Raw genomic sequence first — 24,940 nt, forward strand, 5'->3', positions numbered from 1 at the left:
GACCATGTTCGGAAGGCAAAATGGTAATCCATCCCGCCATACTCTGGTCCCTCGGCGCGATCTTCGCCGGCGCGACGGCGGCGGTCGCCGTCGATTTCGCCGGCGTGCGCACCGCGTTGCAGGACAGCATGTTCGTCGAGAACGTCGATCCGGCGGGCGCCGGAGCACGTGTGCCCGAAGGTGGCGCGGTGACCGATGCGACCGGCGCGAGCGGTGGCGATGAGATCGAAACGTCGGATCCGGCCGCGACGGCCGAAACCGGCGGCGATGATCCGGCCGAGGAACCGGTGACGCTGGCGCTCGCCGTCGATCCCGAGGAACCGCCGACGCTCAGCGACGGTGTGCCGGCAGGCGCGCTCACGGCGCCGGATGCCGGTCCGGCAGGGCGGCCCGACCTGCCGCGCTTCGATCTGCTGCGTGCCGAACCCGACGGGTCGCTGGTGATCGCGGGAACCGGTCCCGCCGACGCGAACATCGAGGTCCTCGCGGGTACCCGCACCGTGGCCACGGCGCGGGCGGCCGCCAACGGCGATTTCGTGGCCGTCCTCGACGAACCGCTCGAACCGGGCGATTATCAGATCGTGCTGCGCGCGACGACGCCGGACGGCGTCGCCGTGACCTCGCTCGAAACCGCGATCGTCGCCATTCCCGAGCCCGGTTCCAGCGATGTCCTCGCGCTTGTCGAAGCGCCGGGCGCGCCGTCCCGGCTGATCACCACGCCGGGACCCGAAACGCCGGTGCTGACCCCCGTGCCCGACGCCGATGGCACCGAAGCCGAAGGTGCTGCACCGGGCGAGGCGGTGGCGGCGCTGTCGAGCGACGATGGATCCGCCGCCGAACCGACGGCCGACGTTGCCGCCACCGAAGACGATCCGGAACCAGCGCGCGAGCAGGCCGACCGGACGCAGACCGATGCGCCGGGCGAAGCGACCGGGGAGACACCGGTCGCCGTCACGCCCGATGGCCCGCCTTTGGACACGGCCACCGCGCCGCCAGCCGTCGACGATCAGGTCGCGCCGGCCGAGGCGGAGACCGCCGCAGATGCGCCGGCCGATGCGCCCAGGGAGGAGGCCGGCGAGACCACCGAACTCGCTGCGCTTCCCGAAGCGCCCGAGGCCGCCGAGAGCGAACCGCCGGTGCAAACGGAAGGCCCCGCCGATGTCCCGGCCATGTTGCGGATCGAGGCGGTGGAGATAGACGGCAATGAACTGTTCGTTGCCGGCGCGGCCACGCCCGGCACGCGCCTGCGCCTTTACGCCAACGCCATGCTGCTGGGCGACACGGTCGCCAGCGAGGGCGGCCGCTTCCTCGTGCAGGTGCGGCGCGAACTGCCGGTCGGCGACTACATCATCCGCGCCGATGCGATCGACAAGGCGACCGGCCAGGTCCTGCGTCGCGCCTCTGTGCCGTTCACGCGCAGCGCTGGCGAGCGGCTGGCGGCCGTTGCCGTCGCGCCGTCGGCCCGCCTGCCGCAGACGCCGCCCACCGTCCCGTTCGCGGACCTGACCCCGGCGACACCGGCACCGGGCGACAGCGCCAGCGCCGCGCCCGCAGAGACCTCGGTGACCCCCGCCGCACCGGAAACCGAAGCCGATCCCGTGCAGCAAGAGGCAACGGCCGCGCCCGATGATGACGCACCGGTCGCCACAGCACCGGCGAGCCGCGATGCCGAGGTCGCTGCCGCGCCCTCCGATCCTGCCGAGCCCGTTGTCGCGCCGCAGGCGCTTGGCGTGCTTCAGGGGCCACCTGCTGTCGCCGCTGACGTGCCGCAGACGACCTCGGAACTGGTGCCCACCGGTGAATCGGTGATCATCCGGCGCGGCGACACGCTGTGGCAGATATCGCGCCGGGTCTATGGCGAGGGCGTCAAGTACACGACCATCTATCTTGCCAACGAACAGCAGATCTCCGACCCCGATCGCATCTGGCCGGGCCAGATCTTCGACGTGCCGGACGAGGCGATGGACGACGCCGAGACGGTGCATCGCGAGTTGCGCGCCCGCAACTGATCAGGGGCCGGACCGACCCGTGGTTCGTGCGGCATCCCTCGGCAAAGACGGGTGGCCAGGGGTACCCATATCGTCTATCGTCGATTTGCGATGAAAGACTGCATCCAGCCACCATCTCATGACGACGATCGTCTCGCGCGCCAGCTGGCCGCGCTCGCCCATCCGGCGCGCCTGCACATCCTGCGGGCGCTGGCCTGCCGCCGCCGCAGTTGCTGCAAGGATGTCGTTGCCAAACTGCCGCTGGCCCAGTCGACGGTGTCGCAGCATCTCAAGGTGCTCGCCGATGCGGGGCTGGTGACGGTCGACCGCAGGCGGCCTCATTCGCACTATCAACTCGACCGGCGCGCGCTCGACGGGCTCGTCGGTCAGCTCGAGGGCTTCGTGGCCGCGTGCGGCACCGCTGACGCCGCCGCCGACCCCTTGGCAGAACCGAAAGACACATCCCTTGTCTGACAAGACCGTTTCCGCCGATCGCGGCGCCACGCTGCGCACGATCCTCAACCTTTGGCCCTATATGTGGCCGGACAACCGCCCGGATCTGAAGCGGCGCGTCGTCTGGGCGCTGGTCTGCCTGCTGCTGGCCAAGCTCGTTCTGATGCTGGTGCCCTACGGGTTCAAATGGGCAACCGACGCGCTCAATGGCGAACTGGACGCTGCGGCCTGGATTCCCGCCGTGCTGATCGCGCCGATCATGCTGGTCGTCGCCTACAATGTCTTCCGCATCGTCAACGTCGCCTTCAACCAGTTGCGCGATGCGCTGTTCGCCCGCGTCGGCCAGCACGCCGTCCGCCAGCTTGCCTACAAGACCTTCGTGCACGTGCACGACCTGTCGCTGCGCTTCCATCTCGAGCGGCGCACGGGCGGATTGTCGCGCATCATCGAGCGCGGCACCAAGGGCATCGAGGCGATCGTCCGCTTCACCATCCTGAACACCGCCCCGACGATCATCGAATTCGGCCTGATCGCCATCATCTTCGGTTTCGCCTACGGGCCCGAATATGTCATCGTCACCGGGGCGACCGTCGCCGCCTATGCGATCTTCACGGTTCGCGCCTCGGACTGGCGCATCCAGATCCGGCGCGACATGAACGAGAGCGACACCGACGCCAACACCAAGGCGATCGATTCGCTGCTCAATTTCGAGACCGTCAAATATTTCGGCAACGAACGGATGGAGGCCGCCCGTTTCGACGGGTCGATGGCGCGCTATGAGCACTCGGCGACGCGCGTGTGGACCTCGCTCGGCTGGCTCAATTTCGGCCAGGGGGTGATCTTCGGCATCGGCCTTCTGATCATGATGGCCTTGTCGGCGCGGGCCGTACAGGCGGGCGAGCAGACCATCGGCGACTTCGTCTTCATCAACGCCATGCTGATGCAGCTTGCCGTGCCGCTCAACTTCATCGGCTTCATCTATCGCGAAATCCGTCAGGGGCTGACCGACATCGAACAGATGTTCGATTTGCTCGACGTTCCTGCCGAGATCGCCGACAGGCCCGATGCGCGACCGCTCGACGTCGCCGATGGCACGATCCGGTTCGACGATGTCCGCTTCGCCTACGACCCCGAACGGCCGATCCTCAAGGGCATCTCCTTCGAGGTGCCCGCCGGCAAGTCCGTCGCCATCGTCGGGCCTTCGGGCGCCGGCAAGTCGACCATCTCGCGGCTCCTGTTCCGCTTCTACGACGTTCAGGACGGCGCGGTGACGATCGACGGGCAGGATGTGCGCGACGTCACCCAGACCTCGCTGCGCGCCGCCATCGGCATGGTCCCGCAGGACACGGTGCTGTTCAACGACACGATCGCCTACAACATCCGTTACGGCCGGCCCGACGCCAGCGACGAGGACGTGCACCAGGCCGCCGAGATGGCGCAGATCGCCGATTTCATCGACGGTCTTCCGCAGGGCTACGAGACGATGGTCGGCGAGCGTGGCCTGAAGCTGTCGGGCGGCGAGAAGCAGCGCGTCGCCATCGCCCGCACCATCCTCAAGGCGCCGCCGATCCTGATCCTCGACGAGGCGACCTCGGCCCTCGACACGGCGACCGAGCAGGAAATCCAGGCCTCGCTCGACCTGGTCTCGCGCGGTCGCACCACGCTCGTCATCGCCCACCGGCTGTCGACCGTGATCGGCGCCGACGAGATCATCGTGCTCCGCGACGGGCAGATCGCCGAGCGCGGCAAGCACGCCGATCTGCTGGCGATCCCGGACGGCCTTTATGCGCAGATGTGGACGCGCCAGTCCGAGGCGATCGAGGCCGAGACGCGCTGGCGCAAGGCGCGCGAGGAGGACGAGATGGGCATCATCGTGCGCCGGCCGCCGGTCTCGCCGACCTGACCGCGGTTCCCCTTGCGCTCATCGGCGTCCGCAATAGGCGTAGTCCTTGCCGCGCCCCGGGCCATCGAGGACCGTGAAGCGTTCCGGGCTGTGCTTGACGATGCGCAGTTCGAAACTCGTCGGCATGCCTTCGCTCGTGCAGGTCAGCGTTGCCCGGTACTCGCCCGGCTCCGGTTGCCGCACATTGCCGATCCGGCAGAATGACTCATACATGCTGAACGTGCCGCGTCCGATCTCGATGAAGCTGTCCTCGACCGGTCCGGGCGGTGCCATCGCGCAGACCCCGTCGCCGGTGGCCCACAACCCATGGCTCAGCGGCAGCCGCAACTCCTCCGCACTTGCCGCGCCGAGAGCCGAAGCAAGGACGAGGACCGTCACCGCGACTGATTTTCGATCGTGTGCCATGCCTGTTCCCCCAAGATACGCTCAGGCTATCGCAGAACCATGCGGATTTGAACGCAGCCGGTCGGTTCGCTTGCATAAGGGCAGGGCGCGCAATATGTCCGGAGCCGAACCTTCGCGCCCGGAGCGTCCATGCAGAACCTGCTCGACACGATCACAAAGGCCTTCGTGCCCGTCCGCCGCGAAGGCTTGCCTTTCGTTGCCGCCTTCTTCGCCGGCGCCGTGCTGCTCGGCCTTCTGTGGGACCCGCTGTTCTGGATCGGCCTGGCGCTGACCGCATGGTGCGCCTACTTCTTCCGCGACCCCGAGCGCGTTACGCCACTTGACGACGCGCTCGTCGTCAGCGCCGCCGACGGCATCGTCTCGGCGGTCGGGCCTGCCGTTCCGCCGGCCGAACTGGACCTCGGCGACGGCGAACGGCTGCGCATCTCGGTCTTCATGAATGTCTTCTCGGTGCATGTGAACCGGGCGCCGGTGCGCGGCCGCATAACCACGCTCGCCTACCGGCCGGGCAGCTTCGTCAACGCCGATCTCGACAAGGCCAGCCGCGAGAACGAGCGTCAGGGCTTCGTCTTCGACAGTCCGAACGGACCCGTCGCGGCGGTGCAGGTGGCCGGCCTCGTCGCCCGCCGCATCGTCGGCTTCTGCGAGGAGGGCGACGAACTCGGTGCCGGCGAACGCATTGGTCTGATCCGCTTCGGCTCGCGCCTCGATGTCTACCTGCCCGAGGGCGCCGAGCCGCAGGTGTTCGTCGGCCAGCTTGCCGTTGCCGGCGAAACCGTGATCGCCGCGTTCGGCCGGCCAAGGCCCGCGCCCGTCACCCGGGTGTCCTGACCATGTCGATGGACGATGCTTTCCCGCCGTTCGAACCTGACGGTCCCGAGCGCGATCCGGACAATGGCGACGACGCGGCCCGCAAGCGGCGGCTGCGGGAAATCCCGCTGCGCTTCGTCGTGCCCAACATCATTACCGTGCTTGCCATCTGCGCCGGTCTGTCCGCCGTGCGCATGGCGTTCGAGGAACGCTTCGACGTGGCGATCGGCCTGGTGCTGCTGGCCGCCGTGCTGGACGGGCTCGACGGGCGCATGGCCCGGCTGGTCAAGGGCACATCGCGGTTCGGCGCGGAGATGGATTCACTCGCCGACGCGGTCAATTTCGGTGTCGTGCCGGCGCTCGTGCTCTACATCTTCGTGCTCGACGAGGCGGCCCAGTTCGGCTGGATCGCGGCCCTTCTCTACGTCATCGCCTGCACGCTGCGGTTGGCCCGGTTCAACGTGATGGCCGGCGACAGCAACCGGCCGCGCTGGCAGCAGGCCTATTTCGTCGGCATTCCCGCGCCGGGCGGCGCGCTGGTGGTGCTGTTGCCGGTCTATCTGGGATTTCTGGGCTTTTCGCCGGGCTGGTTCACCGCCTCGGTGGTCTCGGTCTTCACCATCGTCATCGGCTTTCTGATGGTTTCCAACCTGCCGGTCTGGTCGGGCAAGACGCTCGGCGCGCGCGTGCCGCGCACGGCCGTGATGCCGCTGATCCTGACCGTGGTGCTCTATGTCGCCGCGCTCGCCAACTTCACCTGGTCGACGCTGACGCTTTCGGCGATCGCCTACCTTTGCTTTTTGCCTTTTTCGGTACGTCTTTGGCGCCGCCAGGCGCGTCGTCACGCGGCGCGGACGACCCCGTCACCCGACGCCCCAGACGCTTGAGCATCGCCATCACCCGCTCCTGCAGCGTCACATAGTCGGTCTTTCCCGACCCCAGCACGGGAATGTCCTCCATCTCGACGATGTCGGACGGCACCATAAGCTTGGTCATGCCCTCTTCCTGCGTCTTCCTGGCGATGCGCTGCCGGTCGGCCTGCTTGGTCGTCGTTGCAAGCACGATCTTTTCGCCCTTGCGCCGGTCGGCGACCGAAAGCGCCGCGTGCCGGTCCGCCGGCCACAGCGACTGGACGAGCATCTCCACCGCGCCCAGCGAGACCATCTCGCCGCCGATCTTGGCGAAGCGCTTGGCCCGGCCGCGCACCTCGATGAAGCCTTCATGGTCGATATGGACGATGTCGCCGGTATCGTACCAGCCGTCCTCGAGCGGCTGGATCTCGCCGGGCCGGTCGGCCTTCAGATAGCCGATCATCACGTTGGGGCCCTTCACCCACATGCGCGCGCCACCCTCGATCCCCTCGACGGGCTCGAGCCGGATGTCGATGCCCGGCAGCGCCCGGCCGACCGAGCCGAGCCGGTGGTGGGTGGCCGAATTGACCGCCACCACGGGCGAAGCCTCGGTCATGCCGTAGCCCTCGAGGATCGCGCAACCGAACCGCTCGCGATAAAGCTCCTGCGTCTCGTAGCGCACCGCCTCGGCGCCGGCGACGACGAAGCGCAGTGAGGCGAAATCGGTGTCCCGCGCGGTCCGGGCATAGCCGGCCAGGAACGTGTCGGTGCCGAACATGATGGTCGGCTGGGCGCGTGCGGCGACCTGCGGGATCAGCTTGTAGTGAAGCGGCGAGGGATAGAGGAACAGCCGCACGCCATAAAGGAGCGGCAGCACCATGCCGCCCGTCAGCCCGAACGAGTGGAACAGCGGCAGCACGTTGAACAGGCTGTCGGTGACAGAGATCGAAACGCGAGCCTCCGACTGGGCCGCGTTGACGACCAGATTGCGGTGCGACAGCACCACGCCCTTCGGTGCGCCCTCGGTGCCCGAGGTGAACAGGATCACCGCCGGCGCTTTCGGATCGGCATGGCGAACAGGCCGCGACCATTGCAGCGCCGCCGACAGCTTCTCGGCCGTCGTCACGCTGGCCCGCACGTCCTCCAGCCAGACGATCCTGGTGCCATTGTCCTCGATCGCGTCGACGAGCGGCTGCAGTTCGGCCTTCTCGATGAAGGCGCGCGAGGACAGCACCGTGCGCATCTTCGCGGTCTCGATCGCCGAGACCACGTTGCGGGCGCCCGCGGTATAGTTGAGCATGGCGGCCACCCGGCCGGCCGACTGCAGGGCGAAGAAGGTGACCGCGGCGCCGTTGGCGTTCGGCAGCAGAACGCCGAGCGCTTCGCCCTTCTCCGACATCGCCGCAAAGCGCTTCGCCAGCACCCGCGCGCCGATCAGCGCGCGCTTGTAGGTCAGCGCGCCGGTCACCGTGTCTTCGAGGATCGTGCGGCCGGGGCCATAGGTGCGCGCGGCGGACACGAAGGCCTCGAACAGCGTCTGATCGAGGTCGGCCGAGGTGAAGCGCAGTTCGGCCATCCGGTCGAACAGCGCGTTTGCCGGCGTGGTCCATTCCCGACCGCGCATGGCGACGATGTCGCTCATCGGCGCGGCGGGCAGGGCATGCAGGCGCAGCTTCGGCCACAGCGCGCGCGGCGCCTTGTCTTCGGCGGTGAAGGAGGAACGCAGGAACCGCGAATTGCGCACGGTCACCGGAACGATCGTCGCGCCGGTCTTGCGGGCCAGCAGCGCCACGCCCCGATAGAGCCGGAAGGCCGCACGGTCGGGCTCGACCGCGTCGGGGAAATAGACGGCCAGCCGCCCACCGCGCTTGAGATGGGTGATGAGCCGCCGGTTGGCGAGCATCTTCTCCTTGTCGAAGACCACCGCCTTGCCCAGCGAACGGTAGGCGCCCACTATGAAATGATCCGCGGAGGCCGGATCGAGCACGTGCAGCGTGTCGTCGGGCAGGGCGGCGAGGCAGATTGCCGGGTCGAGCCGGGCCTGTTCGTTGACGGCGAAGATGACCGGGCCATCGCTGTTGCGGACCGGTTGCAGCCCGCGCGTGTCGAGCCGCGTCAGCAGTTTCAGCGGCACCAGCGCGAGCGCCTGACGCCAGCTCGTGCCAAGCCTGCGCTGTTCGCGAAACGCGATGAAGGCCACGGCCGCGATCGCGACCGCCAGCAACGCCCAAGCCATGCAAGTTCCTCCCGATCGGCTTTGCGTCTTCAGATGACGTTAGCGCATCGGGGCACAGCGTCAATCAAGCCGTATCGCAAGGGAGTGTCCGTCAGGCGGGCGCCGGCGGCGCGACATCCATCCAGCTGCCCGTCGGGACGTCGAAGATCAGGCCGGTCTGCGTCACGTCCGCGCCGGCGAGCGGAACGATCTTGGCGGCCGTTTGCGCCGGTGTCGGCAGGGTGTCCGGGTTCTCGCCCGGCATCGCCTGCGCGCGCATATGCGTGCGGGTGGGGCCGGGATTGACCAGATTGATGCGCAGGGCGCCCTTGGCGTTCTCGGCCGCCCAGACGCGGGCCAGCATGTCGATCGCCGCCTTGGAGGCGGCATAGCCGCCCCAGTAGGACTTGGCCTTGTGGGCAACCGACGAGGAGATGACGATCGCCCGGCCCGCCTCGGCCGAACGCAGCAGCGGATCGACCGACCGGATCAGCCGCCAGGTGCCGGTGACGTTGACGGCCATCACCTCGTCGAAGGTCTTGGCCTTCATCTGCGCGACCGGCGTGATGGTTCCGAGCACGCCGGCATTGGCGACCAGGATATCGAGCCTGCCCCAGCGTTCGGCGATCACGCCGCCGAGCCGGTCGATGCCCTCGAAATCGGTCAGGTCGAGCGGCACCAGCGTCGCTTCGCCGCCGGCCGCCTTGATCGCGTCATCGAGTTCCTCGAGCCCGCCGACCGTGCGCGCGACGGCGATGACGTGGGCGCCCGCACGGGCCATCTGCAGCGCGATCTCGTAGCCGATCCCGCGTGAGGCGCCGGTCACGAGCGCGAGCTTGCCGTTCAGATCGGGCATCGAAGTCATGGGGCGAACCGGTCCGGGTTACTGGTTGGGCGTTGCGAGCAGCGACAGCTTGCGCACATTGTCCGGTCCCTCATGGTCGAGGAGCCGGGTCGGATAGGCGCCGGTGAAGCAGGCATCGCAGAACTGCGGCGCGTCGCCGTTGCGGGCCGCCTCGCCGACGGCGCGGTAAAGACCGTCGATGGTCAGGAATTCGAGCGAATCGACCCGGATGAAGCGGGCCATTTCCTCGATGCTCATGCGCGAGGCGAGCAGCTTGGACCGTTCCGGCGTGTCCACGCCGTAATGGCACGACGACATGGTCGGCGGCGAGGCGATGCGCATGTGCACCTCGCGTGCGCCCGCATCGCGCACCATTTGCACGATCTTCTGGCTGGTCGTACCGCGCACGATCGAATCGTCGACAAGGACGACCGAGCGGCCCTCGAGCACGGACGGGTTGGCGTTGTGCTTGAGCTTGACGCCCATGTGGCGGATCGCGTCGGTCGGCTGGATGAAGGTGCGGCCGACATAATGGTTGCGAATGATGCCGAGTTCGAAGGGCAGGGCGGCCCCTTGCGCAAAACCGACCGCTGCCGGCACGCCGCTGTCGGGCACCGGCACGACGATATCGGCGTCGACCGGCGCCTCGCGGGCCAGTTCCTCGCCGATCCGCTTGCGCACCTCGTAGACGTTGCGGCCCTCGACCCGGCTGTCGGGGCGCGAGAAGTAGACATATTCGAAGATGCAGAAGCGCGGCTCCTGCGGGGCGAACGGAAAGTGGCTCTCGATGCCCTGTTCGGTGATCACGATCACCTCGCCCGGCTTGACGTCGCGCACATAGCGCGCGCCCATGATGTCGAGCGCACAGGTCTCCGAGGCCAGGATCCACGAGCCGTCCAGATCGCCAAGGACGAGCGGGCGGATGCCGAGCGTGTCGCGGCAGCCGATCATCTTCTTGGAGGACAGCGCCACCAGCGAGAACGCCCCCTCGAGCTGGCCGATCGCGTCGAAAAGGCGCGAGAGCATGTCGGTCTTCTCGCTGGTCGCGACCAGATGCAGGATCGTTTCGGTATCGGATGTCGACGAGAAGATCGCGCCCTTGCGCTGCAGGTTGCGCTGCACGGTCAGCGCGTTGGTGATGTTGCCGTTGTGGGCGATGGCGAGCCCGCCCGTGTCGAGTTCGGCGAACAGCGGCTGCACGTTGCGCAGCCCCGCGCCGCCGGTCGTGGCGTAGCGCGTGTGCCCGATCGCGCGGTCGCCGGGCAGCCGCTCGAGCACCGAGGGCTTGGTGAAATTGTCGCCGATCAGCCCGACATGACGCTCGATGTGGAACTGCGAGCCGTCGAACGAGACCATGCCGGCCGCTTCCTGGCCGCGGTGCTGGAGCGCGTGCAGGCCGAGCGTGGCGTAGGAGGCGGCATCGATCCGGCCGAAGATGCCGAACACGCCGCATTCATCGTGGAAATGGTCGTCCGCCTCGGCCGCTCCGGCGGCGATGTCGGCACGCCGGTCGGTCATGTGTCGGTCGTCTCGACGGTGTCGCCGCCGGGCACCACGGTGCCGATGTCCTCGGGCAACAGGCCGACCAGCGCCTCGGCGACCTGGTCGAGGAACGGCTTGGACTTGGCGCCGTCGATCCAGGCGATCTGCTGGTCGCCGACGAAGAAATTGATGAACCAGACCGCAACCGCCGCGACGATCACGCCGCGCGCGGCGCCGAAAAGGAACCCGAGCGACCGGTCGAGCGGGCCGATGCGGCTGTCGATGATCATGTCGGCGATGCGCATGGTGATCAGCGTGACGATGATCAGCGCCAAAAGGAAGATGATGCCGGCCGAAACGAGCTGGGCGATCAGGTCGTTGTCGACATAATCCATCACGTATGGGGTGAGCGACCGATAGAAGAAGAACGCGGCCACCGCAGCCGCCACCCACGAGGCGATCGACAGCACCTCGCGCGAAAAGCCGCGCACCATGGCGAGCACGGCCGAAATCAGCACCAGGCCGATGAAGAGGGCATCAAGCAGGGTGATGGGCATGGTCGCAAACTCGTTGAGGGCGCGTTGATCGTCGAAGAATGTCGGGCCGCAGGGGCCTTGTGCCGCGTTCGTTCCGGCCGCTCAACCCCGTTAGTCCCCGTCCGGCTCGCGCACAAGCTGTTTTCCACCGGCGATGCGCGCGACGAGGTCCATCAATGTTTCCATTTCGTGCAGCCCGTCGCGCCGGTTTCCGGTGTCGCCGCCGCCGGCGGGCAGCACCGCCTCGCCGAAGCCGAGCTTGTCGGCCTCTTTGAGGCGACCCGCCGCATGCGGCACCGGCCGGACGGCGCCCGACAGGCTGATTTCGCCGAAATAGACGCTTGTCGCCGGCAGGGCAAGTCCGGCCAGCGACGACACCAGCGCCGCCGCGACGGCGAGGTCTGCGGCCGGTTCGGCGATCCTGTAGCCGCCGGCGACGTTCAGATAGACGTCATGCTGGCCGAGCCGCACGCCGCAATGGGCCTCGAGCACGGCGATGACCATGGCGAGGCGCGCCGAATCCCAGCCCACCACGGCACGGCGCGGCGTTCCGAGCGAAGTGGGCGCGCACAGGGCCTGGATCTCGACGAGCACCGGGCGGGTCCCTTCCATGGCCGCGAACACCGCTGCTCCCGGCGCGTTCGCCGAGCGCTCTCCGAGGAACAGTTCGGACGGGTTCGGCACCTGGCGCAGGCCGGCGCCCGTCATCTCGAAAACGCCGATCTCGTCGGTCGGCCCGAACCGGTTCTTGATGGCGCGCAGGATGCGATACTGGTGCGCGCCGTCGCCCTCGAACTGCAGCACGGCGTCGACCATGTGTTCGACGACCCGGGGGCCGGCGATCTGGCCTTCCTTGGTGACGTGGCCGACCAGCACGACCGCCGCGCCGGTCGACTTGGCGTAGCGGATCATCGCCTGGGCCGAGGCGCGCACCTGCGTGACCGTGCCCGGCGCGCTTTCGACGCTGTCGGTCCAAAGCGTCTGCACCGAGTCGAGGATCACGAGGTCGGGCCGTTTGCCGCCCTGATCAAGGGTGGCGAGAATGTCCTCGATGTTGGTTTCGGCGGCGAGCTGGACATCGCTGTCGGAAGCGCCGAGGCGCTGCGCCCGCAGGCGCACCTGTGCCACCGCCTCCTCGCCCGAGACGTAGACCACCGAATGGCCGGCGCGCGACAGGGCGGCCGCCGCCTGCATCAGCAGCGTCGACTTGCCGATGCCCGGATCGCCGCCGAGCAGCAGCGCCGAGCCGCGCACGATGCCCCCGCCCGTGACGCGGTCGAGCTCGCCGACACGGCTGACGATGCGTGGCGCGTCCTCGCTTTCGCCGGACAGCGGCACGAGCGCCACCGGCCGGCCCTTGCGCAGCGTGCGGTTCGGCCCGCCGCCGATGCCGGCGGTCGGGTTCTCCTCGACGATCGTGTTCCATTCGCCGCAGGCATCGCACTTGCCGGACCAGCGGGGGTGGACGGTGCCGCAATTGGCGCAGATGAACTGGGTGCGCTGCTTGGCCAATTCAGTGTCCGCTCTCGTTCGGATAACGGCGCCGGTAGCGTGGTCCGAGGCCGGTGAGGATCTCGTAGCCGATCGTCCCGCAGGCGCGGGCGACATCGTCGAGCGGTCTGTTCGGCCCGATCAGTTCGATCCGGCCTCCGGCGAGCGCTTCCTCCGGCACGTCGGTGACGTCGAAGCAGGTCAGGTCCATCGTGACGCGGCCGAGCAGCGGCGCGCGGTGGCCGCCGACGAAACCGGCATGGCCTTCGCCGACCGCATCGCGCAGCGGCACGCCGGCGCCCGAGCCCGATCGCGGATAGCCGTCGGCATAGCCGACCGAGGCGATCGCGATGCGGCTGTCGCGCGACAGCCGGTGCGCCGCGCCGTACGAGACCGTCTCGCCGGCCCGGGCGCTGCGGACCTGCACGATGCGCGCGTCGAGCCGGACGACCGGCCGCATGGGATTGGCGAGCCCGTTGACGGCCTCGCCGCCATAAAGGGCGATGCCGGGCCGGGTGATCGCATGGCCGAAGGCGCCGCCCCCCAGCACGCCGGCCGAGTTCGAAAGGCTCGATTCGACGTCTCCGAACGCGGCGACAGCCTGCCGGAAGGTCTCCACCTGCCGACGGTTCAGCGGATCGTCGGGCTCGTCTGCGCAGGCGAAATGGCTCATGAGGTGGACAATGGTCAGCCGCGCGCAAAGTCCGCCGTCGCCGGCCAGTCGCACCGCTTCGTCGACGTCAAGGCCGAGCCGGTTCATGCCCGTGTCGACCTGCAGCGCGCACGGCGCGCCGCCACCCTTTTCGGCCCACAGCCGTACCTGATCCATGCTCGCCAGCGCCGGGATCAGCCCGTGTCCGCGCAGCACGCCGACCGATCCCGCATGCGCGCCCTCGAGCACGAAGATGCGCGCCCCTGCCGCGTGCGGCCGGATCGCGGCCCCTTCCGCCGGCAGGGCGACGAAGAACGTCTCGCAGCCGGCGGCGACGAGCGCCGGCACGACCCGCGCCGCACCGAGCCCGTAGGCGTCGGCCTTGACCACCGCCGCCGCCCGGCCGGGCCGTGACCTGCGGTCTAGATCGCGCCAGTTGGCGACGATCGCCGCAAGGTCGATATCCAGCCGGCCGCCGGCCAGTTCCGCGCAATCCGAATCCGTGCTCATCGGCGGGACTTAGCCGGTCGCTCGCCCGGCGAACAGCCCTTCCGGGACCCGATGCGTTTCCGCCGAGCACGGAGGCAAGGCGCCGCAGCTAACCGGCGGAATAGAAGAACTCCTCGCGCACGATCTTGCCATCGGCGACATGGTAGAGCGCGACCTCCTTCATCGCCTCGCGCTGGCCGCTTCCCTTGTCCGTCGCGTCGATCTCGAAGATCACCGCGAACCGGTCATCGCCGCTGGGGAAGGGGCCTTCGACCTCCGCCCGATGGACCTCGAAATTGGCGTCCCACCAGGCATGCTTGCCCGCGATCCCCTCGCGCCCCTCGGTGACCCGCTCCTGCCCCTCGGGCACGAACGCCTCCACCGACACCGCATCGTCGGCGTAGAGCCTTTCGAGCGCCGTGGCTGTGTCGTTCGACCGGCAATAGCCGACCAGCGCCTGCCCGATGTCCTGAACGCTCGCCATTCCATCCGCCTCCATGATGTTCCCTATATGTTCCAGTCTAGCCGAACTTGACGACAGGCGCAAGACAGGCGCGGCGGCGAGGAAGAAAGGGTCCAGGAGGGCGGCGCGGGGATGGCGGCCGCCCGCCACTATTCGAAGCGCTCGGGCAGGTGGCCCGGATCGGCGAGATCGGAAAAGCGGGTATATTCGCCCTGGAAGCCGAGCTGGACGGTTCCGGTCGGGCCGTGGCGCTGCTTGGCGACGATGACGTCGGCGGTGCCTTCCACCTTGCGCATCTTCTCCTCCCAGGCGAGATATTCCTCGGTCTTGATGTCGCCGGCGATCTCTTCGGCAGACCGGCGCGGCTCCTGGTTCTTGACGTAGTATTCCTCGCGAAAGACGAACAGCACGACGTCCGCATCCTGCTCGATCGAGCCCGACTCGCGCAGGTCCGAAAGCTGCGGGCGCTTGTCGTCGCGGCTCTCCACCTGGCGCGAAAGCTGCGACAGGGCGATGATCGGCACGTTGAGTTCCTTTGCCAGCGCCTTCAGCCCGGTGGTGATCTCGGTGATCTCCTGCACGCGGCCCTGGTTGGCCTTGGCCGCCGAGCCGGTCATCAGCTGCACATAGTCGATGATCAGCACGTCGAGGCCACGCTGGCGCTTGAGACGGCGCGCGCGCGCGGCAAGCTGGGCGATCGAGATGCCGCCGGTCTGGTCGATATAGAGCGGCAGGCGCTGCATCATGTTGGCGCAGCCCACCAGCTTTTCGAAGTCGGCCTCGTTGATGTCGCCGCGACGGATCTTGGACGAGGAGATTTCGGTCTGCTCGGAGATGATGCGCGTGGCGAGCTGCTCCGAACTCATCTCGAGCGAATAGAAGCCGACGACGCCGCCATCGACGGCCTTGATGCTGCCGTCGGCCTGCTGCTCGCCGCGAAAGGCGTGCGCGATGTTGAAGGCGATGTTGGTGGCCAGCGAGGTCTTGCCCATGCCGGGCCGGCCGGCGAGGATGACCAGATCGGAGGGCTGCAGCCCGCCCATGCGCGCATCGAGCGAATGAAGCCCCGTGGCGATGCCCGAAAGATGGCCGTCGCGCTGGAAGGCGGCGTTGGCCATGTCGATGGCCCCGCGCACCGCCTCGTTGAACGGCTCGAACCCGCCATCGTATCGGCCGGTCTCGGCCAATTCGAACAGGCGCCGTTCGGCATCCTCGATCTGGTCGCCCGGCGCCATCTCCACCGGCGCGTCATAGGCGATGTTGACCATGTCCTCGCCGATGCCGATCAGCGCGCGGCGGATGGCAAGATCGTAGATCGCCCGGCCATAGTCCTCGGCATTGATGATGGTGACGGCTTCGGCCGCCAGCCGCGCCAGATATTGCGCCACCGTCATCTCGCCGACCTTCTCGCCGGCGGGCAGGAAGGTCTTGATGGTGACCGGGTTCGAGGTCTTGCCGAGCCGTATCTGCTCGCCGGCCACCGCGAAGATCTGCCGGTGCAGCGGCTCGAGGAAGTGCTCCGGCTTCAGAAAGTCCGAGACCCGGTAGAACGCGTCGTTGTTGACCAGGATCGCGCCCAGCAGCGCCTGCTCGGCCTCGATGTTGCCGGGCGGCTCGCGATAGAGCCCCTTGTCGCCGGTCTCGGGTGAAGTCAGTTGAAGGGCTGCGTCGGCCATCGGTGGTCTTTCGTCTCCGGAGCGCGATCTATAGCGCCGTCGTCCGGGCCGCCAAGCCGGCATCGCGCCCGCCGGGCCGTAGCGCACCGAATTCACAGGCTTTCACAGCATCCGGTCGCGCGGCCGTCCGAAACGGTCCGAATCGCCCGATGCGGCTTGACCTGCATATGGCGCCGAATCAGCCAGATGATACAAGAAGCCCGGCGCGCGGGGCACCGGGCTTCGATCGCAAGGCATAGGACTGGCGGATCAGGCCGACTGCTGCGTCTCGTCGGTCTCTTCGCCTTCGGAAGGCGCGGCGCCTTCCTCGAAGACCTCGCCCTCGGCCGCAAAGCCCTCTTCGTCGAAGTCGGCCAGCGATTCGAACGCGTCCTCGTTGGCGCCATAGATCGCATCGGCCGAGGAGAGGTCCTCGCCGGCGGCCTGGCGTTCGGCCTCGTCGGCCGAGCGGGCGACGTTCAGCGTGATCTTGGTCTCGACTTCCGGGTGCAGCACGATGTCGACCTCGTGCAGACCGATCGTCTTGATCGGATTCTTCAGATCGACCTGGTTGCGGCCGACGCTGAATCCGGCATCGGACAGGAAGTCGGCGATGTCGCGGGTGGACACCGAGCCGTAGAGCTGGCCGGTCTCGCCGGCCGAGCGCACGACGATGAAGTCCTTGCCGTCGAGGTCCTGGGCGATCTGCGCGGCTGCGGCCTTGCGTTCGGCGTTGCGGGCCTCGATCTGATCGCGCTCGGCGGCAAAGCGGGCCCGGTTGGCCTCGTTGGCGCGCAGGGCACGGCCGGTCGGCAGCAGGTAGTTGCGGGCAAAGCCCGGCTTGACGGTGACTTCGTCGCCGATCGCGCCGAGCTTGGCGATGCGTTCAAGCAAAATGACTTTCATGACAGATGTTCCTTTTCGTCAAACGGAAATGGTTCAGGTGGAAGCGGGGGGTGTCCCCGATGGCGGCGGCGCACCGCCGCCCGGGGAAACCGGCATGGGCCTTGATGTCGCGAACAGGCCCACGAAGAAGAAGGGCAGGGCGGCGATCAGCGTGATCAGCACCGCGCCATAAACGGTGATCATGGCGAGCGGTCGCCAGGGCGCGCCACGCGTGCGCTCATGGAACACCGCAAATCCGGCCAGCGTGAAACCGCTGACGAGCGCGCCGGCGATCGCCGTTGCGGCAAGCCCGATCGGTCCTGAAAAGAAGCTGATCGCGATGGCGACGGCGAGGATGATCGCGCCAGAACGCGGCAGCCGCAGCGCCGTCGGCCAATCGTCGCGCGGCCGGGTCAGCCGGCCCGATGCGCGCGTGATGCCGAGCGCCAGATAGAGCGAGCCGACCAGCACCATCAGCCAGAGCGCGGGCTGCATGAACGGGATCGCGCCGGTCATGAAGCCCATGAAGCTCTCCCGACCCTCGGGCGAGAAGGCGAACTCGGGATTGGCCTCCTGCAATCGGGCGATCATCTCGCCGACCAGTTCGTCGACCAGCGCCGGCCCGTACCCGATCAGAAAACCCGCCACGATGAAGGCGCCTGCCGTGATGATGGCGAGCCGAACGATCACGTCCGAGAGCGGATACCAGGCGAGCTGGCCGGCAGGCCCGCCGATCTCCTCGGCCGGACGGGCAAGGTTCATCCAGTAGCCGGCGGCGGTGGCGGGCAGGATCGTCGTCATGACGATGTATATGGCAAGCTGCAGGTTGGCGAAGGCGGCGATCGCGACTGCGGCGACGATCGCGCCCGTGACCCCGGCTACGAAACCCCAGCCGAGCGTCGCAACCATCAACGGCACCGCCGACAGGAAATAGAGGATCACCGAAAGGCCCGAACCGGCGACCACGCCCAGACACAGAAGGGCGGTCGCCGAGCCGGCGATCAGACCGATGCCGATCATGTTGACGTTCATGGGCGCTGTCCTGCGGTTTCGCAGTTAGGGGCCGGTCATCTCCGGTGAGCGCCGGCCCCAACTCGGTTTTCATTGCGCCGGGTCCGCCCCGGCATTTCGTTGGTTTCGTCATTCCGGGGCTTGACCCCGGAATCCATGGCGCCAGGCTGGATCGTGGATCCCGGGATCAAGTCCCGGGATGACGCCTTTGTCGTAGCTTCACAGCCGTTACTTCGTCACGTAGGGCAGAAGGCCCAGGAAGCGGGCCCGCTTGATCGCCTTTGCCAGTTCGCGCTGCTTCTTCATCGACACGGCGGTGATGCGCGAAGGCACGATCTTGCCGCGTTCGGAAACGTAGCGCTGAAGCAGCTTGACGTCCTTGTAGTCGATCTTCGGAGCGTTGGCGCCCGAGAACGGGCAGGTCTTGCGGCGGCGATGGAAGGGCCGGCGCGTCGGAAGCTGGTTGATATCGACCATCAGTTCTGGCCTCCCCTGTCACGGCGCGGACCGCCATCGCGGCGCGGGCCCCGGTCACGATCGCGGCGCTCGTCGCGACGCATCATCGCCGACGGGCCTTCCTCGAGTTCGTCGACCTTGACGGTCATGTAGCGCAGCACGTCCTCGTGGATGCGCTGCTGGCGCTCAAGTTCGTGCACGGCTTCGGCCGGCGCGTTGACGTTCAGCAGCGTGTAGTGCGCCTTGCGGTTCTTCTTGATGCGGAACTGGAGCGATTTCAGCCCCCAGCTTTCGACCTTGTCGACGCTGCCGCCATGTTCGGAGATGATCCCCTTGAACTGGTCGACGAGTTCGTCGACCTGGCCCGAGGAGATGTCCTGGCGCGCCAGGAACACATGTTCGTAAAGTGGCATCTGATTCTTGCCTTTCGTTTCGTTCCAGCCCGTCAGCGTCTAAGCCTCCTGCCCGGACGGGCCGCATGCGCGGCACGAAAGGCGAAGTCGACGGATCGAGAGCGGGATCTTCAGGGGCGCGCCACCATTGTCGTGAAGCAAAATGGCCTGCACCTGCGGCACAAGCCATCCCCCGTTCAGCCCCCGGCTGACCGGCTGGAGCGGATATATCGAACTTTGCCGAGAACGCAAGGGGGGTCGGCCGAGGCACGGTGCGTCGTCAGCCGCCCGTCCGTGCGAAACTGATCTCGCCGACGACGCGGTAGGTTTCGGCGTTTATGGGCGCGCTTGCGGTGGTGATCGAGAAACGATCGTCGCCGACCGTCCATCGCATCTGCCCCTTGAAGCGTTCGCCGGTGTCCGGGTCCCGGCCCCGGAAGGAGAGCGTCATGGTCCGGCCACGGCTGCGACCGGAGACCTCGGCGACCCCCGCCCCGAACGGGTTCGACCAGCGGCCGCTCAGTCTGCCGCCTTCGGCGGTCATCCGGCCCGACAGGTCGAACCGCCGCCCCGGCGCCGCGCACCTGCCCGAAACCGACAGGCGCCCCTGAGCGTGGTCGACCCGGTTGGTCAGGCGGCAGCGCACGCGCTCGCGCGGCGCGTCGGGTCCGCGGCTCGCCCAACCCGCGCCCGCCCACTCGCCGCCCAGCGACAGCAGCGCTTCGGCCTTCGCCGGCACCGCCAGGCCGACCACGACGATCATCAGGAGGGCCGCGCGGATCATCGGCGAAACCATCGCTGTCGCAGAAGCGCGGGCAGGAAGACCAGGTCGGCCAGCAGTGCCGTGATGAAGGTCAGGATCAACATGGTTCCGAACAGCCGAACGGTCGCGAATGCGCTCAGATAGACGACCAGCAGGCCGACGCACAACAGCAGCGTCGTCGCGATCATCGCCCGCCCGGTTCCCTCGAGCGACCGGCGCAAGGCAGCGTCGACGGCGTGTCCGTCGCGCCGCTCGCGGTCGAACCGGCTGACGAAGTGGATCGAATCGTCGACCGCGATACCGAATGCGACAGTCAGCGCGAGCGCTGCCGTCGGGATCATCCGTCCGCCATCGATCAGGTGCAATGCCGCGCCGGCCACCGCCAGCGGCAACAGGTTCGGAAGCATGAGCGCGATCGTCAGCATCGGCCAGCCAAGCGCCGCCGCGACCAGCACCACGGAGGCAAGACACGCCATGACGAGCCCGATCGACAACTGCCCGATGATGTCGAGCGGTTCGTGGCGCATGAGCACCGGCAGGCCGCTGACGCGGGCTGCCCCGCTTGCCCGCGCGCTCTGTTCGAACCGGTCGAACCTTGCCAGCGTCGCTTCATCGCGCATCGGATCGCCCATCGGCACCATCACGCGCGCCGTCTGCGCGTCCTCGGAGGCCAGTTGCCGCAGCAGCGCCGGCGGAACATCGGCCAATTCGTCAGGTGTCGGCGGCCGTCCCAAGATGCCAAGCTGTGCCGCCAATGTGGCCAGCGAGATCACGGCCAGTTGCGGGCTTTCCTCCTGTAGGCGCTCGCTCGCGGCGACGAGCCGGTCCCAGCCCGGGCCGGTCCTCCAGCCGCCCTGGGCTTCCAGATCGAAATCGACCCAGGCACGAAAGAACCCGCCGAAATCCCGTTCGATGACATTGGACGCGCGATAGACGGCGCTGTCCTGCGCCAGGTTCCCGCGATAGGTGAACCAGGGCTCGGTCAGCGACACGGCGAAGGCCGCTGCGAGCCCGATCAGCATGCCGGTCGCGATGACGACGCGCCCGTGGTTGAAGACGAGCCGGCCGAACAGTGGCGGCACGCCGACGGTGCGCCGTCGCGCAAGGCGCGCCGCCGCGCCGGCGGGCATGAACCGCGCAAGAAGGGCGAAGGCGACCAGAACGACCAGATAGGCCGAGAGCGTCGACAGCGCCCCGAGCAGGGCCAGTTCCCGCAGGGGCTCGCTGTCGGCGATGGCGATGGCGGCGAATGCGACGGCGGTGGTGATCGCCGTCAACCCGCAGGCAGGACCGACGCGGAGGGCGGTATCGGCGATGCGCCGCGGGGTCGGAGTGGTCGCCGGCGCGTCTTCAAGAAGATGCATGACCAGATGCACGCTGTCGGCAAGGCCGAGCACCAGCACCAGGACCGGCACGACATTGGTGATCACGGTGATCGGCAGGCCGGTCGCCGCGAAGATGCCGAGCGTGACCAAGAGACCGGCGGCGGCGGGTGCGGCGGTCAGCGCCGCAACCCGCAGATCGCCGAAGATCACCCAGCACATCAGCACGCCGAGCAGGCCGCCGACCAGGTTCAGACGGATCAGGTCGACGCGCAGCGCTTCGACGATGTCGACCGCCATCGCCGGTTCGCCGGCGACCGTATAGGCGAGGCCGGGCGCACCGAACGCATCGGTCAGCGCTCCGATCGTCGAGAGCAGCGTCCGCGTCTCGGGGCTGCCGTGGGGCAGGTCTATGGCGACGGCCATCAACAGCGCCGTCCGGTCCGGGCTGATCAGCGGCGGCAGCGCGCCGGTGAGTTCCGAAAAGGCCGCGATCCGTGGCTCCAGCGTGTCCGGATCGATCGGTTCGGGCACCATCGGCTCGCCGGGATAGGCCTCGTGGTCGGGCGGAAAGCGCAGCGCGAACGGCGACAGGACGTAGTTGACGTGGTCGGTCAGCTCGAGTTCGAGCGCAAGGTCGCGCATCTGCCGATAGGCATCCGCCGAAAAGCCGGCCGGATGCTCGGCGAGAACGAGGATATCCTGCTCCGCACCCCTGAGGTCTTCGGACAGGGCACGATAGTCGCGCGAGACGGCGCTGTCCGATGACAGCGTACGCACGACATTGTCGTCGAAGCGCAGCTGCGGCAGGAGGGCGAGCGCGCCGAGCATGACCAGGCTCAGAACGAACGAGGCTCGCATCGGATTTCGCGACGCCCAGGCGCCCGGAAGCCCCAGGACATCGAAAAGCGCTAGCGTCGGTTTCACGTCGGCCCGTGCGCGCAGGCGATGCGCGCCCGGGCGTCCGCCCATGCCGACCGGCGCCAGGCACGCAGCCATCCTCCCCATACCGCGATCAACCCGTTAGGGCTTTGCGCCGCAAGGCGCGAGCCGAGGAGCGGTCCTCCGGTCTGGCGATTGTGATCGCAGAAGGCGACGGCCGCCTCGGCGAAGGATCGGTCGCAGACCGAGCCGAACATCAGCGTTTCGAACGCGTCCAGATCGGGCAGCCGGCCATGGGCCAGGCGGTGGTCGGCGGCCGTGCGGACGATCGCGTCCCGCAAATCGATGGTCGTGTGGGCGTGCACGCCGGCGATGACGATCCGCCAGGCATCGGCCGGTCGGTGCCGCCAGTGCGGACTGCGGCAAGCGTCGAAATAAGGCTTCCAGTGGGCCGGGCAGGAGCTGCGGCCCGCGATGACCGCGCCCACGCGCTCTTCATAGAGCGCAAAGAAATGCGGAATCAGGCGGAAGACCATGTCGGCGTCCGGCTGGCCCGAAAGGCGCTCTACCCAGTGTACCGTCGAGCACCGGTAGAGCCGGGCGAACAGCTCATGTGGTGTGCCATCGAGTGCCGCAACCCGTTGGTCGAGCCTGGCCGCGACCGTTTCGGCCGCTGCCCCCGGAGAGGGCGTGACCCCTCCGGTGTCTGCGTGTGTCGGTGCGGCTGCCGTGCTCGTCATCCCCCGGCCCCCTGCTCAGCCGGAAAGACTGTATGGGAGGGCCGGGCCTGCGGCAAGCGGCGAGCCGGAACGGGACGGCCGTCAGGTCGAAAACAGCCAGGCCGTGTAGGCGGCATAGGAGCCGAGCAGGACCAGCCCCCAGATGCGGCCGATCCTGCGTCCACGCGCCAGGATCGCGGCGAAGACGATCGTTGCCGCCACGAGCACGAGCGCGTCGCCGGGCTTCAGCACGCCGGCGCCCGGGATCGGCGCGACGAGCGCCGTGATCCCGAGGATCCCGAGTATGTTGAAGATGTTGGAGCCGATCACGTTGCCGATCGCGACGGCTCCCTGCTTCCGGATCGCGGCGATGAGCGTGGTCGCCAGTTCGGGCAGGCTGGTGCCGACTGCGACGATCGTCAGCCCGATCACCGCCTCGGAGATGCCGAGGTCGCGCGCGATGGCGGTCGCGCCCCGGATCAGCATTTCGGCACCCGCAAACAGCAGCACCAGCCCGGCGATCAGGAAGGCGGCGATCACCAACGGCCTGTCCCCGGCCCGTTCGGCGGGCGCCGGTTCGGCGGTCGCTCCGGCACTCGAGCCGGCGCGCACGGCATTGAACAGATAGAGCGCGAGCAGGGTGAGCAGTCCGAGGCCCACCAGCCGGCCGATCGTCTCGAGGAACAAAAGCGCGGCTGCTGCAAGCCCGACGAGCGCCATGACGGTGACGTCGGCGCGGCTCGACCGGTCCATTGCCGCAATCGGCGCGATCGTGATGCCGAGGCCTGCGATCAGCAGGATGTTGGCGATGTTCGAGCCGATCACGTTGCCGAGCGCGATTGCCGGCGTGCCCGCCAGCGCGGCGCGCACCGAGACCAGGAGTTCGGGCATGGAGGTGCCGAAGCCGACCACGACGACGCCGACGACGAACGTGCTCAGACCCAGCCTGAGCGCCGCCGAGACGGCGCCCCTGACCAGCATTTCCCCACCGGCGAACAGCGCGGCGAGACCCGCCACGACAAGGACGATGTCGATCATGTCGAATTGCTCAGTTCTGCCAGTCGCGTTCGGCTTCGAGCGCCATGACGCCGACCTTCCAGCACGCCCACAGCGCGGGAGCGCCGATCAGGGCGCCGACCAGAGCCAGGCCGATGAGGCCGAAATGCAGCGTGTTGGCGAACGCCCAGATCGCCGCCCCGGCCACGGCCAGAATGTGCAGATCGACGAAAATGGCGGAGATGATCGCGGTGAAGAGGGCGGCGAGGGTCAGGTGCCGGACGGCAACGGCCGGTTGCGCCGGATCGGCCGCATCCGGTGCAGGCGAAAGGGGGGAAGACATCGTCGATGTGCTCGCGGAAACGGCCCGCTGTGCAGGGGCCGGACGCTGCTATCAAGGCACTCGCTGATCGTTTTTCAAGACCTCATCCAAGCCAAGTTGCACCGGTGCCCATTCGGGTTATCTCCCCAATCCCTCCTCAGCCCCGATCGTGACCGTGCCGGATAATGCAGCGGCGCGTGGGTGTGTCCGTCGTCTCAACGACCCAGCGCCTCGACCACCTTTTCCGCCGCGGCTGCGCCGGAAAACTGCTGCTGGCCGGTGATCAGATTGCCGTCGCGCACGGCAAAAGCCTTGAAAGGCGCGTTGACGACGAAATTGGTGCCGCCGAGCTTTCCTGCTTCCTCCTCGATCCAGAAGGGCTGGATCTTCTGGCCGACGAAATCGTCGGCGAATTTCTCCTCGGCGTCGGCGAACCCGGTCCAAGTCCTGCCGGCCACCAGCAGCGTACCGTCGGACAGTTTCGTCTTCAGCAGAACGCAGGTCGCGTGGCAGACGATCGCCACGATCTTGCCGGCCTCGTAGGCGCGCGCGACGAAACCGTGCAGGTCGTGATCGTCGATCATCGTGATCATGGGCGACTGGCCGCCGGCCAGGAAGATCGCGTCATAGTCGTCGAGCGAGACATCGGCCAAGGACCTGGTGCCTTCCAGAAGGCCGGCATGGCTCGGCGACATCTTGAAGCCGAGCGAGATAATGTCGTGGGCCGAATAGCCGCTGTCGTCCTGCGGGTCGGAGAAGCCGTCGGCAGCCAGATCGCCGCCCTTGGGCGAGACGATGTCGACGCCATAGCCGGCCTCGGTGAAGACCCAGTAAGGGTGGGTCAGCTCGGCCCACCAGAAGCCGACCGGCCAACCGGTGACCGGCGAGGTCGCCGGATTGGCGGCGATCATCAGAATGCGTTTTTCGCCATGGGTGTCGATGGAGGCGGTCATGG

General features: G+C 68.0%; 23 protein-coding genes and 1 pseudogene. 5 read left to right on the forward strand and 19 right to left on the reverse strand.

Translation table 11 applies throughout. The annotated features are described in order from the left end of the window. Positions 1–20 precede the first annotated feature (20 nt). The 3 genes from E0E05_RS17640 to E0E05_RS06395 all read left to right on the forward strand — a co-directional run bounded on the left by E0E05_RS17640 (position 21) and on the right by E0E05_RS06395 (position 4,344). Positions 21–2,009, forward strand: a complete 1,989-nt coding sequence (locus E0E05_RS17640; RefSeq protein WP_244597975.1) for a LysM peptidoglycan-binding domain-containing protein — start codon at positions 21–23, stop codon at positions 2,007–2,009. A 90-nt stretch (positions 2,010–2,099) separates the two neighbouring features. Then, positions 2,100–2,462, forward strand: a complete 363-nt coding sequence (locus E0E05_RS06390) for an ArsR/SmtB family transcription factor (protein WP_131615964.1) — start codon at positions 2,100–2,102, stop codon at positions 2,460–2,462. Further along, the gene (locus E0E05_RS06395; protein WP_244597977.1) at positions 2,455–4,344 is read left to right on the forward strand and encodes an ABCB family ABC transporter ATP-binding protein/permease; all 1,890 of its coding nucleotides are present in this window, start codon (positions 2,455–2,457) and stop codon (positions 4,342–4,344) included. Before E0E05_RS06390 ends, E0E05_RS06395 begins: the two co-directional genes overlap by 8 nt. Before the next feature lie 18 nt (positions 4,345–4,362). On the opposite strand, the gene E0E05_RS06400 is transcribed toward E0E05_RS06395, so the two are convergent. Beyond that, positions 4,363–4,749 carry a hypothetical protein gene (locus E0E05_RS06400; RefSeq protein ID WP_131615965.1) on the reverse strand — a complete coding sequence of 129 codons (387 nt, stop codon included), beginning with the start codon at positions 4,747–4,749 and terminating at the stop codon, positions 4,363–4,365. A 129-nt stretch (positions 4,750–4,878) separates the two neighbouring features. Between E0E05_RS06400 and E0E05_RS06405 the strand changes: the two genes are divergently transcribed. Both E0E05_RS06405 and pssA read left to right on the forward strand, forming a co-directional pair. Then, entirely contained in the window at positions 4,879–5,580 is a 702-nt protein-coding gene (locus tag E0E05_RS06405) for a phosphatidylserine decarboxylase (RefSeq protein WP_131615966.1), read from the forward strand. Positions 5,581–5,588: 8 nt separating this feature from the next. Then, complete coding sequence (gene pssA, locus E0E05_RS17645; RefSeq protein WP_131617923.1) at positions 5,589–6,446, forward strand: CDP-diacylglycerol--serine O-phosphatidyltransferase; 858 nt, start codon at positions 5,589–5,591, stop codon at positions 6,444–6,446. Between the two features lie 472 nt (positions 6,447–6,918). On the opposite strand, the pseudogene E0E05_RS17825 reads toward pssA, so the two are convergent. From E0E05_RS17825 to E0E05_RS06500, 18 genes and pseudogenes are all read right to left on the reverse strand, one after another. Further along, positions 6,919–8,646: pseudogene (locus tag E0E05_RS17825) on the reverse strand (AMP-binding protein); the annotation flags it as partial. Between the two features lie 91 nt (positions 8,647–8,737). Then, the gene (locus E0E05_RS06420) at positions 8,738–9,490 is read right to left on the reverse strand and encodes an SDR family NAD(P)-dependent oxidoreductase (protein ID WP_131615968.1); all 753 of its coding nucleotides are present in this window, start codon (positions 9,488–9,490) and stop codon (positions 8,738–8,740) included. 18 nt (positions 9,491–9,508) lie between these two features. Beyond that, a complete protein-coding gene (gene purF / locus E0E05_RS06425; protein ID WP_131615969.1) occupies positions 9,509–10,987 on the reverse strand; it encodes an amidophosphoribosyltransferase in 1,479 nt (492 codons plus the stop codon). After that, positions 10,984–11,508 carry a CvpA family protein gene (locus E0E05_RS06430; protein ID WP_131615970.1) on the reverse strand — a complete coding sequence of 175 codons (525 nt, stop codon included), beginning with the start codon at positions 11,506–11,508 and terminating at the stop codon, positions 10,984–10,986. Before E0E05_RS06430 ends, purF begins: the two co-directional genes overlap by 4 nt. Positions 11,509–11,598: 90 nt before the next feature. Then, on the reverse strand, positions 11,599–12,999 hold the full coding sequence (gene radA, locus E0E05_RS06435) for a DNA repair protein RadA (protein WP_131615971.1): 1,401 nt from the start codon (positions 12,997–12,999) through the stop codon (positions 11,599–11,601). 1 nt (position 13,000) lies between these two features. Continuing rightward, complete coding sequence (gene alr / locus E0E05_RS06440; RefSeq protein ID WP_131615972.1) at positions 13,001–14,140, reverse strand: alanine racemase; 1,140 nt, start codon at positions 14,138–14,140, stop codon at positions 13,001–13,003. Between the two features lie 88 nt (positions 14,141–14,228). After that, positions 14,229–14,603, reverse strand: coding sequence for a nuclear transport factor 2 family protein (locus tag E0E05_RS06445; RefSeq protein ID WP_131615973.1), 375 nt, complete (start codon positions 14,601–14,603; stop codon positions 14,229–14,231). Positions 14,604–14,731: 128 nt separating this feature from the next. Continuing rightward, positions 14,732–16,258, reverse strand: a complete 1,527-nt coding sequence (locus E0E05_RS06450) for a replicative DNA helicase (RefSeq protein ID WP_131615974.1) — start codon at positions 16,256–16,258, stop codon at positions 14,732–14,734. Between the two features lie 249 nt (positions 16,259–16,507). Continuing rightward, positions 16,508–17,143, reverse strand: a complete 636-nt coding sequence (gene rplI, locus E0E05_RS06455) for a 50S ribosomal protein L9 (protein WP_131615975.1) — start codon at positions 17,141–17,143, stop codon at positions 16,508–16,510. Positions 17,144–17,176: 33 nt separating this feature from the next. Then, on the reverse strand, positions 17,177–18,154 hold the full coding sequence (locus E0E05_RS06460) for a DUF2232 domain-containing protein (RefSeq protein WP_131615976.1): 978 nt from the start codon (positions 18,152–18,154) through the stop codon (positions 17,177–17,179). A gap of 207 nt (positions 18,155–18,361) precedes the next feature. Next, entirely contained in the window at positions 18,362–18,610 is a 249-nt protein-coding gene (rpsR, locus tag E0E05_RS06465; RefSeq protein ID WP_109765870.1) for a 30S ribosomal protein S18, read from the reverse strand. Further along, the gene (rpsF, locus tag E0E05_RS06470; protein WP_131615977.1) at positions 18,610–19,002 is read right to left on the reverse strand and encodes a 30S ribosomal protein S6; all 393 of its coding nucleotides are present in this window, start codon (positions 19,000–19,002) and stop codon (positions 18,610–18,612) included. The genes rpsR and rpsF overlap by 1 nt, the downstream gene beginning before the upstream one ends. A gap of 259 nt (positions 19,003–19,261) precedes the next feature. Next, the gene (locus tag E0E05_RS06475) at positions 19,262–19,765 is read right to left on the reverse strand and encodes a hypothetical protein (protein ID WP_131615978.1); all 504 of its coding nucleotides are present in this window, start codon (positions 19,763–19,765) and stop codon (positions 19,262–19,264) included. Continuing rightward, positions 19,762–21,927: an efflux RND transporter permease subunit gene (locus tag E0E05_RS06480; protein ID WP_158629289.1), complete on the reverse strand. Its 2,166-nt coding sequence runs from the start codon at positions 21,925–21,927 to the stop codon at positions 19,762–19,764. Before E0E05_RS06480 ends, E0E05_RS06475 begins: the two co-directional genes overlap by 4 nt. A gap of 62 nt (positions 21,928–21,989) precedes the next feature. Next, the gene (locus E0E05_RS06485) at positions 21,990–22,688 is read right to left on the reverse strand and encodes a DUF5995 family protein (protein ID WP_131615980.1); all 699 of its coding nucleotides are present in this window, start codon (positions 22,686–22,688) and stop codon (positions 21,990–21,992) included. A gap of 81 nt (positions 22,689–22,769) precedes the next feature. Beyond that, positions 22,770–23,705, reverse strand: a complete 936-nt coding sequence (locus E0E05_RS06490) for a calcium/sodium antiporter (protein WP_131615981.1) — start codon at positions 23,703–23,705, stop codon at positions 22,770–22,772. A 10-nt stretch (positions 23,706–23,715) separates the two neighbouring features. Then, a complete protein-coding gene (locus E0E05_RS06495; RefSeq protein ID WP_131615982.1) occupies positions 23,716–24,006 on the reverse strand; it encodes a hypothetical protein in 291 nt (96 codons plus the stop codon). A gap of 194 nt (positions 24,007–24,200) precedes the next feature. Continuing rightward, positions 24,201–24,938 (reverse strand): type 1 glutamine amidotransferase domain-containing protein, encoded by a 738-nt coding sequence (locus E0E05_RS06500; protein WP_131615983.1) that lies wholly within the window; start codon positions 24,936–24,938, stop codon positions 24,201–24,203. Positions 24,939–24,940: the final 2 nt, after the last annotated feature.

This window comes from Roseitalea porphyridii (assembly GCF_004331955.1).
GTDB classification, from domain to species: domain Bacteria; phylum Pseudomonadota; class Alphaproteobacteria; order Rhizobiales; family Rhizobiaceae; genus Roseitalea; species Roseitalea porphyridii.